This is a genomic window from Marinobacter sp., from assembly GCF_052094685.1.
In the GTDB taxonomy this organism is placed as follows: Bacteria; Pseudomonadota; Gammaproteobacteria; order Pseudomonadales; family Oleiphilaceae; genus Marinobacter.
The window spans coordinates 56,637-70,936 of sequence record NZ_JBQDKB010000007.1; the positions used below are offsets into that span (position 1 = coordinate 56,637).

The window sequence follows — 14,300 nt, forward strand, 5'->3', positions numbered from 1 at the left end:
GCGGGTAACGGTTGATCGTTACCCGCGTCCTGCCCCACATCCGGAAAATCCGAGGTTTTTGTGGCTGATACCAATGACACTGGGGCTGACCAGTCCCCGGCACCTAAGTCTGACACGCTTCCAATCAATGCATTCTCCTGGCAACTCGACCGTTTGGTGGTCGCAGTGGGTCGTCTTGCATCCTGGTTATGGATTGGCGTGTTAGTTGTTGTACTGATCAATGTATTCTCCCGTTACGCCTTGTCCCAGGGCTCTATTGCGTTGGAGGAGCTGTCTTGGCATTTGTTCGGCACCGCCACCATGTTAACGCTGGGGTACGCGGTTGTGCGGGATGACCATGTGCGCGTGGATGTGCTGAAAGAAAAGTTTTCCCCAAAAGCTCAGGCCATTATTGAGCTTTTGGGTATTGTGTTGCTGGCGTTGCCGATTATCGCGCTGATGGTTGATGCGCTGGTGCCATATGCATGGAAAGCCTGGATCTACAACGAGCACTCCCAGGCGCCCAGCGGACTGCCATACCGGTTTATTTTCAAAAGCATGCTGCCCCTGGGCTTGGTGTTTGTGATGATTGCCCTGGTGTCCCGTGCCTCGCGCTGCGGCACCCTCCTGTTCCGTTTTCCCAGGGCTATTGAGCCTCCCTACGATGATCGACATTCCGTCGGCCATCCCAATCCCTGAACCGCGAGGCTAACGTCATGGGTGTAGAAGCAATTCTTGTTGTCGCCATGTTCGCCAGCTTTATGGTGCTGTTGCTACTGGGTTTCCCGGTTGCCTGGTCACTGGCGGGTATTGGTCTTATCTTCGGTATTGTCGGCCACGTTATGGTCGAGTATTTGGATTCTCCTCTGTGGTTTACCTGGCAGGGCACAATCGGCGTTCTGGACGCCAGGATTTATGGCATTGTTGCCAATGAGCTGATGGTCGCGTTGCCCATGTTTATCTTCATGGGCATCATGCTTGACCGTTCCGGCATTGCTGAAAAGTTGATGCACAGCTTGGTTAAAGTGCTTGGCGGGTTGCGTGGCGGTTATGCCATTACCGTGGTGCTGGTTGGTGTATTGCTTGCGGCTTCCACCGGTATCGTTGGTGCGTCGGTGGTATTGCTTGGCATGTTGTCTCTTGGCCCTATGATGCAGGCCAACTACAACAAATCACTGGCGGTGGGCACAGCGTGTTCTGTCGGCACCCTTGGTATTCTGGTGCCACCAAGCATTATGTTGGTACTGATGGCAGATCGCCTGGGCACCTCAGACGCCTCGGTAGGCAAGCTGTTCATGGGCGCGCTGATTCCGGGCGTTATGCTTGCTATGCTCTATATTCTCTACATCATCATCGCCTCTTACATCAAAAAAGACCTGGCACCGGCGCCGGCAAACCGGCAGCGTCTCGATGCCCGAGCCTGGTTTGAAGTGTTTTGGGCGGTGCTGCCACCGATGGCGCTGATTATCTCTGTACTTGGCTCCATCTTTTTCGGCATAGCCACAACCACTGAGGCATCTGCGGTGGGTGCTGGCGGCGCGCTGTTGATGGCGTTTGTTAGCAAACGTCTGGATATGGACACTCTGAAGCAGTCGCTTTATCAGACCAGTCGCACGTCAGCATTTATCTTTGGCATTTTTATTGGTGCCACTGTCTTTGCCTCCGTACTGCGCGGGCTGGGTGGTGATGATGTAATTGAAGGTGCCATCACCGGCCTGCCATTTGGCACCACCGGCGTGTTGCTGACAGTATTGTTCATTACTTTCTTGCTTGGGTTTTTCTTGGACTGGGTGGAAATCACCTTGATTGTGCTACCCCTGGTGGCGCCGGTTCTGTTCAAAATGGGTGTGGAGCCGGTATGGTTCGCCATCATGTTTGCCATGTGTCTGCAGACGTCGTTCCTGACACCGCCTGTGGGCTTCTCACTGTTTTATATTAAAGGGGTGTGCCCGCCAGGCATTACCACCAAAGATATCTATCTGGGCGTATTACCGTTTATTGCCTTGCAACTGCTGGCATTGGCGCTGGTATTCTGGTTTGAACCGCTGGCTACCTGGCTGCCTAACGAAGTGTATGGCGGTTCCTGACGTGGCGACTATCTTTAAATAATCTTAATAATAATTGGGAGACAAACATCATGCGTCTCGAAAATCGAGTGGCCCTGATTACCGGGGCTGGGCGTGGTATCGGTAGGGCGATTGCCGAACATTATGGCCGTGAAGGTGCCCGTGTGGCCGTCGCAGATATCACCCTGGAAAGCGCACAAGAAGCCGTGGATGCGATTGAAAAAGCAGGTGGCACAGCTATGGCGCTGGCTATGGACGTGACCGACGAGACCGCGGTGGATACCGGCGTTGCGGCGATTGTGAAAGCTTGGGGTGGCTTGGATATCGCTGTAGCCAACGCTGGCATTCAGCACATAGATGCTGTACATAAATTGGCGTATGCGGATTGGCGCCGGGTGATGAACGTGCATCTTGATGGTGCGTTTCTGGTTACCCGGGCCGCCTTGAAGCAGATGTACGCCGGCGGTGGAGGGTCTATGCTGTATATGGGCTCGGTGCATTCGTTGGAGGCTTCCCCCCTGAAATCCCCCTACGTAGCCGCGAAACACGGCATGCTCGGCTTATGCAGAGCGGTTGCTAAAGAAGGCGCCGAACACGGTGTGCGCAGCAATATTATCTGCCCGGGTTTTGTCAGAACCCCGTTGGTAGACAAGCAGATTCCGGAGCAGGCAAAAGAGCTGGGCCTTTCCGAGGAAGACGTCATCAGCAAAGTGATGCTGAAAAATACCGTGGATGGAAAATTCACCACGCTGGAAGATGTTTCCGAAGTAGCGGTGCACCTGGCGGCTTTCCCTTCTGCAGCACTCACGGGTCAATCTATTGTTGTCAGCCACGGCTGGCACATGCAGTAAGCAACAGGAGCAAAGAATGAGCGTTACTGAGCAGTCCCCGATCGTCTGGTCTCCCTCGGAAGACGTACTGACCAGCACTCGCATGGGTCGCTTTAAAGCCTGGTTGGAAGGTCATGGCTATGGCACCTTTGCCGACTATCACGCCCTGCACCAGTGGTCCGTAGAGGATCTGGAAACTTTTTGGGCTAAAGTCTGGGATTACTGCGGCCTGGTTTGCGACACACCGGCAACCAAAGTGCTTGGCAAGCGAGACATGCCCGGCGCTGAGTGGTTTCCGGGGATGAAGCTGAACTTTGCCGCCAATCTGTTGCGATTGGCAGAGGGTGACCATGCAAGCCAAGAAGCGGTTGTGGCTTACTGTGAAACTCGTCCGGTTCTGCGTCGCACCTATGGCGAACTGAAATCCGATGTGGGCGCCCTGGAAGCCTTTCTGCGTAGCAAAGGCATTAAAAAGGGTGACCGGGTAGCCGGTGTTGTTACCAATGGCTACGAAGCTTTGGCAGGAATGCTCGCAGCAACCAGCCTAGGCGCCATCTGGAGTTCTGCCTCGCCGGACTTTGGCGTGGGTGCCATTCTTGATCGGTTTGGCCAGATTGAGCCGTCTGCACTTATCGTTGTGAACGGCTATGGATATGGCGGCAAAGTCTTGGCCCGCCAGGACGATTTTGTAGAATTGATCGCTGGCCTGCCAACGCTGAACTGTGTCGTTAGTGTTCAGCAACTGCCAGATGCCGCACCGATTTTCGGTGATCTGGTGACCACTTGGGATCAAGCGATAGCTTTCGGCGCAGGCCAAGCTCCGTCGTTTACCCCGGTCGACCCAGACCACCCGGTGTACATTTTGTATTCGTCCGGCACCACCGGCAAACCCAAGTGCATCGTTCATGGTACGGCAGGGCTGCTGATTAACCACGCCAAAGAACTTATGCTGCACGGCGACGTAGGACCAGAAGATCGGTTCCTCTACTTCACCACTTGCGGCTGGATGATGTGGAACTGGCAAGCCTCCGCTCTGCTCACCGGCGCTGCCGTAATAACCCTGGACGGCTCACCTGGCTACCCCAGCCTCAGCATGCTTTGGGACACCGTAGCCGAAGAGCGCGTGACCCACTTTGGCACCAGCGCCAGATTTATCGCCGGGTGCCGCAAAGCAGAGCTGAAGCCCACAGAAACCCTGGATCTGGGCAACCTCAGAGTCGTATTCTCAACCGGCTCACCGCTGCTGCCAGAAGATTACGATTGGATATACAGCTGCGGCGCGCCTAACGCCCTGCTCGGCTCTATCGCCGGCGGCACCGACATCTGCGGCTGCTTCGTTGGCTCAACCCCACTCTTGCCCGTACGCCGGGGCGAAATTCAGTGCCGCTTCCTGGGTGTAGACGCCGTTGCCTACGACGACGATGGCAAACCCGTTGATCAAGGGCGGGGCGAGCTCGTCTGCCGTCAGCCGTTGCCCTGCATGCCAGTAGCCTTCTGGGACGACCCCGACGGCGAACGCTACCGCGCCGCCTACTTCGACACCTTCCCAGGTGTATGGGCCCACGGTGACTTCATAGAATTTACCGAACACGGTGGCGCCATCATCTACGGTCGCTCCGACGCCACTCTAAACCCCGGCGGCGTCCGCATCGGCACTGCAGAAATCTATCGCCAGGTAGAAACAGAAGCGGCCGTCAAAGATAGCCTCGTGGTTGGTCGGCAAATCGACGGAGACGTAGAAGTTGTGCTGTTTGTGGTACCTGCAGACGGCCAAGAACTCACCGAGGAGCTTCTCAAGCAACTCAAGGTTCGAATCCGCGAAGGGGCCAGCCCCCGCCACGTTCCCAAGCACATCGTTCAAGTGCCGGACATCCCCTACACCCGCAGCGGTAAAAAAGTGGAATTGGCCGTGGCTCGCTTAATCAACGGCTCTACCAAAGCCGACAACCGCGATGCCTTGGGCAACCCGGAAGCTTTGGACCTGATCCGCGATCGGTTGGCTGAGGTGAACTTGTTGCCGGAGGGCTAGGGTTTAATTGCAGAGGGCCACGGAAAAGCTTGGGAGGCATTAACCCCGGAGTTCTACTCCCAAGCCAGCAGGCTAAAATCAGTAAATGTTAGAAAGTTTCGTAAATTCCCATCATTTGCTCGCCCAGTCACCGAAGATCCGGGGTTTTTAGTCCGTTCTTATACTAAGATCGTAAGCCGAGCCTGCGAAAAAATGGTATCTTAGTAGGTCTATCAAAAGTTCCAAAATCAGTCATTGCAAAATCAGACGTTCACAAGACGCCCGATCTCGCTATGACCGTCCTGAACCCACCTATTAGCCTGAGGACGAAAATGACATCATCCAAAGCCAAAATTATCTACACGCTGACCGACGAGGCGCCTGCCCTGGCTACACGGTCTCTCCTTCCGATCCTGGAAACCTACGCCAAGCCGGCTGGCATTGAATTTGGCACCAGTGACATCTCCCTTGCGGCCCGTATTCTGGCAACATTTCCAGAGTTCCTTGAAGAGAGCCAGCGGGTTCCAGACGCCCTTTCTGAGCTGGGCGAGTACACTAAAGATCCAGATGCCAACATCATCAAGCTGCCAAACATCTCTGCCTCCATCCCGCAGTTACGCGCAGCCATCAAAGAACTGACGGAGCAGGGTTACAATCTTCCTGAGTACAAGGAAAACCCTGAAACTGATGAAGAAAAGGACATCACCGCTCGCTACGCCAAGGTGCTGGGTAGTGCTGTAAATCCAGTACTGCGCGAAGGTAACTCTGACCGCCGCGCCCCCACTGCCGTTAAAGCGTTTGCACGCAAATATCCCCACACTATGGGTGAGTGGAGCCCGGCTTCACGCACTCACGTGGCGCACATGCGAGGCGGCGACTTCTACTCCAACGAGCAGTCACTGACCCTCAACAAGGCGACCAATACCCGCATTGTTTTCGAAAACAAGAAGGGTGAGCAAACTGTACTCAGGGCTGAGTTGCCGCTGCTCGAAGGCGAAGTGCTCGATGGCATGTTCATGAGCCGCAAGGCGCTTTGCGAGTTCTTCGAAGAGGCGATCGCTGACTGCGAAAAGACAGGGGTAATGTTCTCCCTGCACGTAAAAGCCACCATGATGAAAATCTCTCACCCGATCGTGTTTGGTCACGCGGTGAAGATTTACTACAAAGAGCTGTTCGATAAGTACGGCGACCTGTTCGACGAAATCGGTGTAAACCCGAACAACGGTCTGTCTTCCGTTACCGAAAAAATCAAACAGCTGCCGGAATCCAAGCAGGAAGAAATTCAGGAAGCTCTACATAAGACTTACGAGCATCGCCCAGAAATCGCTATGGTTGATTCTGTAAAAGGAATCACCAACCTGCACGTACCAAGTGACGTGATTGTAGACGCCTCCATGCCGGCGATGATCCGTAACTCTGGCAAGATGTGGGCTCGCGATGGAAAGCTCAAGGACACCAAGGCAGTTATGCCTGAGTCCACCTACGCCACCATCTATCAAGAAGCCATCAACTTCTGCAAAACCCACGGCGCGTTTGACCCCACCACCATGGGTACCGTACCGAACGTGGGCTTGATGGCGCAAAAGGCTGAAGAGTACGGCTCCCACGACAAGACCTTCGAAATCAAAGAAGACGGTGTTGTACGCGTGATTGCCGAAGACGGCACGGTACTGACTGAGCACGGTGTGGAGAAGGGCGATATCTGGCGTGCTTGCCAGACCAAAGATCTGCCGATTCGCGACTGGGTCAAGCTGGCCGTTAATCGTGCTCGCGCCACCGATATGCCGGCAGTCTTCTGGCTGGACGACGAGCGCGCTCACGACGCCGAGTTGATCAAGAAGGTTCATACTTACCTTAAAGATCACGACACCGATGGCCTGGATATTCGCATCATGTCGCCGGTTCGCGCTATTCGCTGGACTATGGAGCGCCTGATACGCGGTCTGGATACTATCTCTGTAACCGGTAACGTACTGCGTGACTACCTCACCGACCTGTTCCCGATTTTGGAGCTGGGCACCAGTGCCAAGATGCTGTCTATTGTGCCTCTGCTGAATGGCGGTGGCCTGTATGAGACCGGCGCTGGCGGTTCCGCACCCAAACATGTGCAGCAAGTTCTGCAGGAAAACCACCTGCGCTGGGATTCACTGGGTGAGTTCCTGGCTATTGCTGTGTCTCTGGATGAACTGGGCGAGAAGCACGACAACCACCGTGCACGTCTACTTGGCCAGACCCTCGACAAGGCTACTGAGCGCCTGCTGGAAAACAACCAGTCGCCGTCTCGTGTAACCGGAGAGCTGGACAACCGTGGCAGCCACTTCCACCTGGCACGCTACTGGGCAGAAGAGCTGGCCAATCAGGACAGCGACAAGGAGCTGAAAGAGTTCTTTGTTAAAATGTCTGGGCAGTTGGAAGAGAACAAGGACAAGATCCTGGAAGAAATGAGTGTTATCCAGGGTAATCCTGCAGATATCGGTGGTTACTACCATGCAGCTGCCGACAAGGTGAAGGCGGTGATGCAGCCGAGTGAAACCCTCAATCGGATTATGGACGATGCCCGCGCATCGGTGAAGTAATACCGGATGGCAGCCGGGCACTTCGCCTGGCCGTCTGAGATAAAAACCCGGAAAGCCCGCAATACGGCTCTCCGGGTTTTTTTATGCCTGCTGCAGTGGCACCAGTTGCCCACCGGTTAGCTTAGCGAGATCTGCGGGTGAAAGCTCAATCTCGAGTCCCCGGCGTCCTGCGCTTATATAGACGGTATTGAAACTCTCGGCGGAGGCGTCGATAAAGGTCTTTAGACGGTTCTTCTGGCCCAAAGGGCTAACGCCCCCCAGCACATAACCTGTGCGGCGCTGAACCTCCTGCGGGTCTGCCATACTTGCCTTCTTGCCGCCTGCGGCCTTGGCTATCAGCTTCATGCTGAGCATGCTAGTGACCGGCACCACGCCAACAGCCAGCGCTTTGCCATCAATAGCAACCACCAAGGTTTTGAATATTCGTGCCGGCGCAACACCAAGTTTGTCCGCCGCTTCGTTGCCGTAACCGGCACTGGCAGGGTCGTGTTCGTATTCATGGATGGAGTGAGAAATGCCGGCTTTACTCGCCGCATTGATACCGGGCGTCATTAGCTACTCCTGAAACCGTTGTTTATGTGATCAGCTGCCTATGATAACTCCGGCGCCGGCCTGCAATACATTCTGGTGCGCTGAGCCGGTTCCAGTGTACGCTTTGACGTACGGGCAGGTGGGTTTCGGCCATTGAACCGAATACCCATCGCCTCGAAAATAGAATAAGAATAGCCACCAATACCAAGGCGTACCCGATGAATTCAATAGCTCGACGTGCCTTGCACAGCTGCAAGGTTCCCAAGGATCTTTCTACCGTTACTCATCGCGATGCTGCCGGCGAAAACCCGGAAGCGGTTGGCGTGAATAGTCGCACTGTAGACACTATTTGGAAAAGCGTCGAAGCTCTGTACCGCACCGGCGTGCACCCGGGCATCCAGATTTCCGTGCGGCACCGAGGCGAGCAAATATTGCACCGGGCCATTGGCCATGCAAGCGGTAATGGCCCCCATGAGCCAGCTGGCACGCCCAAAATAGCCATGACCACAGATACACCTATCTGCTACTTCTCTGCATCCAAGGCGGTTACCGCATTGCTGATGCACATGCTGGTTGAGCAAGGCCTGGTTAACCTGATGGATCCTGTGTCCTATTACTGTCCCGAGTTTGCGACAAACGGAAAACGCACAATTACCGTGCACCAGATTCTATCGCATCGGGGTGGTATACCGGCCATTCCGAAGGAGACCCCGATTGATGTTCTGTGGAACAAGGATGAAGTCTGGCGCCTGCTATGTGAAGCCCGCGCGGTAGAGGTAGATGGCTCTAAAGTTGCGTATCACGCGATAACTGGCGGTTATGTACTGCAGCGTGTGCTCGAAAAGGTGACCGGCGACACCATTGAAAATTATCTCGATAAACACCTGCGCCAGCCTATGGGCATGAAATGGTTCACCTACGGGATTCAGCCTGAAAACCTTAGTGAGTTGGCCACCAACTATGCCACCGGGCCTACACCGCGCTTTCCTGTGTCCTGGATTGTGAATCGCGTGCTGGGTGGCGACATTGCAACGGTGGAGGAGGTAACAAACGACCCCCGTTTTCAGGAAGCGGTGATTCCTGCTGGCAACCTGTGTGGAACGGCGGAGGAAATTGGGCGCTTTTTCCAGATGATGCTGAACGGCGGGGTTTGGAATGGCCAACGAATCTGCAGCGACATTACCATTCGCCGCGCTATTCAACAGTTTGGCTCGCTACAGATCGACCGCACCATGCTAATGCCCATGCGCTTCAGCGCTGGCATGATGTTGGGCGGCAACCCAGTGGGTTTGTGGGGGCAAAAAAGCCGTTATGCCTTCGGGCATGTAGGGCTGATTAATAAGCTCTGTTGGGCGGATGCCGCGCGGGATATCTCCGTAAGCCTTCTCAACACAGGCTTCCCCATCGTTGGGCACCATATCCCTTCATTGGGCAAGTTTGTGTATACCATGGCCCAGCAGTTTCCCCTCCGCCCGGAAAACGAACGCCCCATCGTTGCCGCGTAAGGCGTTGGCTCACAGGGTTCTGAGTTGATCCTCAAGAATACCGAGCACGGAGGACAAAATATCCCGAAAGTCAGTCAGCGTCTGCGTGCGCTGAATGACTACTTCGCGGCTCTCGTCTAGATTTTCCAGCTTTGGCACAACACGGCGAATGCCTTCAGTCATCACTTCATAAGGGTAGTGGTGATCCTGAATGCTGAGTTTATTTATCTCGGAAACTTCTTGGCTGAAAATACTGATGATGTCGTACAGCATGTCCTTGTGCGCAATGCTGGCGGCTTCCCAGTAGGCGTCGTCTAGCAATTCAAGCAGGGAAAGGTATTCCCGCAGGGTGTCGGCAACGGAGGTCTGGCTCATAAACAATCCCGGTGGCTGGAAAATAAACGGTAAGGGAACTATAGCAGTGGATGGGCCGGGATTCTCTGAGAGCTGGGGTGTTGTGTGATTGTGGCGTAGAAGTGAAACTCTGTTCATTTTGTTGCGCTTTGTCTGACAGTTGTGCAAACTGCGAAGAGTCAAAGGAACTGCTGCCACTCAACGGATGAGAGACGCAATGGACAAGTCCACATACCCGCACCAAGAATACCCCTACATGCTCCGAAAGGTTCGGCTCGACCATCACGACAGTGTACGAAGCCACGTGCATCAGCAAGTCAGCACAGAAGTAGAACGGCTTGAACGCCGTATTGAGATTCTGCGTCTGGCCAAAGCTCCCCACGTAGCCGTGATGATTTCAGCATACGAGCGCATGGTTGATCGCAAGAAAGGCTTTTTGCAGAACTGGGCTCTTGATGAACACCGCTTTTACTGACGGCCCGAAGCTCCCTCTGCTGCCCAGACTATAGCCGCATCGTCGTTTTTTTGGTTGTCGCAATAGGCATTATTAGGGCTGGTTTTGTTAGGCTCTTGCGCGGTTGGGGTTTCAATCGTAGCGGGTTCACCGTTTGAATAGAAAATTCTCAGTGTTGAACCCGTGTAATCCACCTCGACCCGCAGGCAGTCAGGGCTTGAATCGCTCAAGGTAATGCTGTCATAGCGGTTCAGGTCCAGCACCGTTTTATCCGCACTTTTGATAAAGAGTGTGTCGATTTTCTCGTTAATGAAATGCTGCCTTAATTCGATACTGCCAAAATTACGGCTCAAATAATCCGCAGTGGCATACTCTGGGCTGTTGTAGCCAGATGTACTGAAACGGTTGGCGCTGAAACGACTTCCAGCCAGCACGCTAACCAGTTCCGGCTGGGCCTCAGACGCTTCTGGAACAACACTCCGGCTTACGTACTGAACGGTTCGATAAACTTTATCTTCTAAATTGCTGCCCTCCGGTCCTGAGGGCAAGTATCTCCAGTCCAGAGTTGGGAAAATCCACAGTTTCTCGTTAAGTGCTGCATCGCTCTGTACGAGGCTCTGGTCTGTAAACCTGATGACCGCGCCATTACCACGGGAGTTGTAAGTGCCTGCTTGCCCGGCTGCAATGCGTTGGCTGATGTACTTCCGGCCTTCCCGGAAGTTAGTGACTTCGTTGAATGCGATGACCTGATTGATCAGATCCAGTGGGTTGCGTACTTTGTCATAGCGGTTGCCTTCTTCGGTACGGGTTGCCTGGATAAATCTGTCAATGTGATCACGAACCTCGTTTGCCGTTTCACGATTATTGGCGTTGTCGTCGCTGCCAGTGGGTTGAATGCCCAGATAAAAGTCCTGGAACCGGGTGTGTGCCAGGTTGTTTGGTGCTTTTTCGGTATTTTTGAGATCAAATGTCGAGAAAGGCACATCCACATTGGTTGCGGGATTGAACGCCGTTGGCCCGGTATCCTCCATCCCGCAACCGCTCAGGTTTAGGAACGAGAATGAAATGGCGGCGAAAAAGCAGGAGTGTCTCATTTCAGAAGGCCCTGAGGTGCGAAACCAGCCGTAAACGGCTAAAGTGAATACCCGCGGGGCTCTCCGCCCCGATCCGACTGCTGACAATAAACCATAAGACAGGCATCTGCCCTCGCGGAGATCACATTTTGCAGCAACGGTGCAAACCGGCTTCAGGCAAGGCAGTGCAGTGGCTGCTTGTCGCGATATGTTTGGTAACGGCTCTGGTGCCCGGTTTGACGGTTGCCCAAGAGCAGTGCCGCAATGGTCAACTGGTACTAAACAATAGCACCGAAAGCATTCGCGATTTTGGCGGCTGCATCTCGTACTTGGAAGATGCCGGCCAGCTTTACCTTCTGTCAGATATTCTCACCATGGAACCCGGGCGGTTTACCCGGCATGAAAGCGGTGTGCTGAACTTTGGCTATACAGAGTCGGCCTACTGGACCCGGTTTGATTTGCACGCAGATACCGGGGAAGCGGGCACGGAGTGGATTCTGGAGCTTGCTCTGCCGCTGGTAGACGAAGTGGTTCTGTACCTGGTGCGCGATGGCGAACTAATCGACCAGCGCAAGGCGGGCTATCAGGATGACTGGGCGGAGCGTGACTTGGCCGTGCCCAACCCTACGTTTCGGCTGAATTTGGAGCCGGGTAGCGTTACTTCTGTGTATCTGAGAATCATCAATACCAACACGTTCCGCTTGCCTGTCAGCCTCTGGAGCCCTGACAGCTATATTGAGAAGGTGTCGGTGGACGAGGTGGTTCGTGGCGCGTTGCTGGGCAGCCTGCTCGCCATTCTGGCCTACAGTCTGTTTGTGGCGGTTTCCGTTCGCGAACGCAGTAATATCTACTACGTGCTTTATCTCGTATCGGCAGCGGTGTTTATCGCCACCGAGCAGGTTCATGGCATTCAGCTGCTGGATAGCCGCCCGGCCCTGTTCAATAAGGAGTATCTGCACTTCCAGATCATTATGACCTGGTTTTGGGGGCTGTTGATGGCGAGGGCTCTGCTTGAAACTCGCGCCCGCTCAATGGATCTGGATCGGATCATTAAGCTGTGTATTTACTCGGTGATTCTCACGTTTGTGTTGTCTCTATTCCTTCCCTACCACATTGCCATGGAATGGATTGTTATCGGATCGGTGCTGCTTTGTCTGATTCTGATTGTGGTGAGCTATCTGTCCTGGCGCTATTACAATCCTGCGGCACGCTCGTATTTTTTCGCCTGGACGTTGGCGCTTATCGGTTTTGGTATCTACGCCTTAACGGTTATGGGCTACCTGCCGCTCAACACATTTACCAGTTACGCACCTCAAATCGGGCTCTCTGCGCAGATCGTTCTGTTCTCCTTTGCCTTGGCCGACCGGATCAAACAGGTTCAGGGCCAAGCACTGAACTGGAGCCGGCGGGCGTTATCCAACCTGCAGCGTTACCAATCGTTGTTTGATAATGCCATTGAGGGCGTTTTCCAGATGTCCGTTGGGCGCCAGTTTGTAACGGCCAACCCGGCCATGGCACGGTTGATGGGTTTCGACAGCAGCCAGGAGTTGCTGGCAAGCAATCCCGATGTGCTCGAGGTCTGCATTGCAGAGGATCGGCTGCGGGCATTGGTGATCGAGCAGTTGGAATCGCGGGGCACGGTGAAAGGGGTAGAGGCCCGCTACCTAACCCAAGAAGGGGAAGAGCGTTGGGCCATAATTTCGCTGCACACGGCTTACGATAATAACGGTGAGCCCACGCACCTGGAAGGCACCTGTGTTGATTCCACCGAGAGCCACCGGCGCCAGCGCATTGAGCGTGAGCGTGAGCAGGAACGGCTGGAAAAGGAGTTGGCACGCAACTCCGCAGAGGCGAAAAGCCAGTTCCTTGCCAACATGAGTCACGAGATCCGAACCCCGTTGGCGGCCATTATTGGTTATGGTGAAACGCTGATGGATCCGGATTTGGATGATCAGGAAAAACGTAGCAGTGCCGAAACGGTTGTCCGGAGCGGCCGGCACTTGTTGGAGCTGGTGAATGATATTCTCGATCACTCCAAAATCGATGCCAACAAGCTGGATGTCGATGTGGCCTCGGTGAACCTGCCGGAGTTGCTGGATGAGATTCGTGCGTTTTTTGCTCCCCGAGCCCGGGAAAAGGGACTGGATTTCAATATACTGTGTGAATTTCCGCTGCCCGAACACATTCAGACAGACCCGACGCGCTTACGCCAAATTATTATCAATCTGTGTGGAAATGCACTCAAGTTCACCGAAAAAGGCTCTATCTCCCTGTCAGTTCGCTGTGATCGCGAACAACAAAGGCTGGTTGCTCGGGTTGTCGACACCGGAATTGGCATGAAGCCGGAACAAATTGGCCGATTGTTTGATCCCTTTGCTCAAGGTAGCGCCGCTATTTCTCGGCAGTATGGTGGCACCGGCTTAGGCTTGAGCATCTCGCGGCGGCTGGCGGAAATGCTCGGTGGCAGCATTAGTGTAAGCAGCACATACGGTGAGGGCAGTGAGTTTGAGCTATCGATTCGCACCGGAAACATAGAGCAGGTGCACTTCCTGCGGGATGCCTCGGAGCTCAGCCAACGTCGGCGAACCATACCGATGATTGTGGCGCCGCGACTATCTGGGCGCATACTCTTTGCAGAAGACAACGATGTAAACCGTCGCTTGGTGTCGCTGCTGGTAAGCCGAACCGGCGCCGAGCTGGTGCATGTAGGCAACGGTGCGGAAGCGCTGGAAGTGGCGGTTCGAGAGCCTTTTGATCTGATTTTGATGGATATTCAGATGCCGGTTATGAACGGTCGTGATGCTACGGCTGCGCTGCGCGAAGCGGGGGTGAATACACCCGTGATAGCGCTTACGGCCAATGTTATGTCTGAAGATATCGCAGATTACCGACTAGTGTTTCGTCCGGTTAATTCGCTGGCGCATGTTTGTTATAATAGGAATCGT

Annotated in this window: 11 protein-coding genes; 8 read left to right on the forward strand and 3 right to left on the reverse strand. The window is 54.3% G+C overall.

Annotation, left to right across the window (positions count from 1 at the left end; genetic code table 11):
• Positions 1-60 precede the first annotated feature (60 nt).
• The 5 genes from ACTH3S_RS02890 (at position 61) to ACTH3S_RS02910 (ending at position 7,459) form a co-directional block, all read left to right on the forward strand.
• Positions 61-678, forward strand: coding sequence for a TRAP transporter small permease subunit (locus ACTH3S_RS02890; RefSeq protein ID WP_441807515.1), 618 nt, complete (start codon positions 61-63; stop codon positions 676-678).
• A 17-nt stretch (positions 679-695) separates the two neighbouring features.
• Positions 696-2,066: a TRAP transporter large permease gene (locus ACTH3S_RS02895; protein WP_441807516.1), complete on the forward strand. Its 1,371-nt coding sequence runs from the start codon at positions 696-698 to the stop codon at positions 2,064-2,066.
• Positions 2,067-2,116: 50 nt separating this feature from the next.
• On the forward strand, positions 2,117-2,896 hold the full coding sequence (locus ACTH3S_RS02900; protein WP_441807517.1) for a 3-hydroxybutyrate dehydrogenase: 780 nt from the start codon (positions 2,117-2,119) through the stop codon (positions 2,894-2,896).
• 16 nt (positions 2,897-2,912) lie between these two features.
• Positions 2,913-4,904: an acetoacetate--CoA ligase gene (locus ACTH3S_RS02905; RefSeq protein WP_441807518.1), complete on the forward strand. Its 1,992-nt coding sequence runs from the start codon at positions 2,913-2,915 to the stop codon at positions 4,902-4,904.
• Between the two features lie 311 nt (positions 4,905-5,215).
• Positions 5,216-7,459 carry an NADP-dependent isocitrate dehydrogenase gene (locus tag ACTH3S_RS02910; RefSeq protein WP_441807519.1) on the forward strand — a complete coding sequence of 748 codons (2,244 nt, stop codon included), beginning with the start codon at positions 5,216-5,218 and terminating at the stop codon, positions 7,457-7,459.
• An 81-nt stretch (positions 7,460-7,540) separates the two neighbouring features.
• Here the strand turns inward: ACTH3S_RS02910 and ybaK are convergent, their stop codons facing one another.
• On the reverse strand, positions 7,541-8,011 hold the full coding sequence (gene ybaK, locus ACTH3S_RS02915; RefSeq protein WP_441807520.1) for a Cys-tRNA(Pro) deacylase: 471 nt from the start codon (positions 8,009-8,011) through the stop codon (positions 7,541-7,543).
• A gap of 197 nt (positions 8,012-8,208) precedes the next feature.
• On the opposite strand from ybaK, the gene ACTH3S_RS02920 reads away from it, so the two are divergent.
• Positions 8,209-9,495 (forward strand): serine hydrolase domain-containing protein, encoded by a 1,287-nt coding sequence (locus ACTH3S_RS02920; RefSeq protein WP_441807521.1) that lies wholly within the window; start codon positions 8,209-8,211, stop codon positions 9,493-9,495.
• A 9-nt stretch (positions 9,496-9,504) separates the two neighbouring features.
• Here ACTH3S_RS02920 and ACTH3S_RS02925 read toward each other — a convergent pair whose 3' ends face one another.
• A complete protein-coding gene (locus tag ACTH3S_RS02925) occupies positions 9,505-9,849 on the reverse strand; it encodes a hypothetical protein (RefSeq protein ID WP_441807522.1) in 345 nt (114 codons plus the stop codon).
• A gap of 196 nt (positions 9,850-10,045) precedes the next feature.
• Between ACTH3S_RS02925 and ACTH3S_RS02930 the strand changes: the two genes are divergently transcribed.
• A complete protein-coding gene (locus ACTH3S_RS02930) occupies positions 10,046-10,303 on the forward strand; it encodes a hypothetical protein (RefSeq protein WP_441807523.1) in 258 nt (85 codons plus the stop codon).
• Here the strand turns inward: ACTH3S_RS02930 and ACTH3S_RS02935 are convergent.
• On the reverse strand, positions 10,297-11,376 hold the full coding sequence (locus ACTH3S_RS02935) for a hypothetical protein (protein ID WP_441807524.1): 1,080 nt from the start codon (positions 11,374-11,376) through the stop codon (positions 10,297-10,299). The genes ACTH3S_RS02930 and ACTH3S_RS02935 overlap by 7 nt on opposite strands.
• Before the next feature lie 128 nt (positions 11,377-11,504).
• Here ACTH3S_RS02935 and ACTH3S_RS02940 point away from each other — a divergent pair.
• A partial coding sequence (locus ACTH3S_RS02940; RefSeq protein WP_441807525.1) for a 7TM diverse intracellular signaling domain-containing protein occupies positions 11,505-14,300 on the forward strand: 2,796 nt, incomplete at its 3' end.

Coding starts and splice junctions, on each gene's coding strand:
- ACTH3S_RS02910 (WP_441807519.1), top strand. CDS start 5,216: ATGACATCATCCAAAGCCAAAATTATCTACACGCTGACCGACGAGGCG.
- ACTH3S_RS02900 (WP_441807517.1), top strand. CDS start 2,117: ATGCGTCTCGAAAATCGAGTGGCCCTGATTACCGGGGCTGGGCGTGGT.
- ACTH3S_RS02905 (WP_441807518.1), top strand. CDS start 2,913: ATGAGCGTTACTGAGCAGTCCCCGATCGTCTGGTCTCCCTCGGAAGAC.
- ACTH3S_RS02925 (WP_441807522.1), bottom strand. CDS start 9,849: ATGAGCCAGACCTCCGTTGCCGACACCCTGCGGGAATACCTTTCCCTG.
- ACTH3S_RS02895 (WP_441807516.1), top strand. CDS start 696: ATGGGTGTAGAAGCAATTCTTGTTGTCGCCATGTTCGCCAGCTTTATG.
- ACTH3S_RS02935 (WP_441807524.1), bottom strand. CDS start 11,376: ATGAGACACTCCTGCTTTTTCGCCGCCATTTCATTCTCGTTCCTAAAC.
- ACTH3S_RS02920 (WP_441807521.1), top strand. CDS start 8,209: ATGAATTCAATAGCTCGACGTGCCTTGCACAGCTGCAAGGTTCCCAAG.
- ACTH3S_RS02930 (WP_441807523.1), top strand. CDS start 10,046: ATGGACAAGTCCACATACCCGCACCAAGAATACCCCTACATGCTCCGA.
- ybaK (WP_441807520.1), bottom strand. CDS start 8,011: ATGACGCCCGGTATCAATGCGGCGAGTAAAGCCGGCATTTCTCACTCC.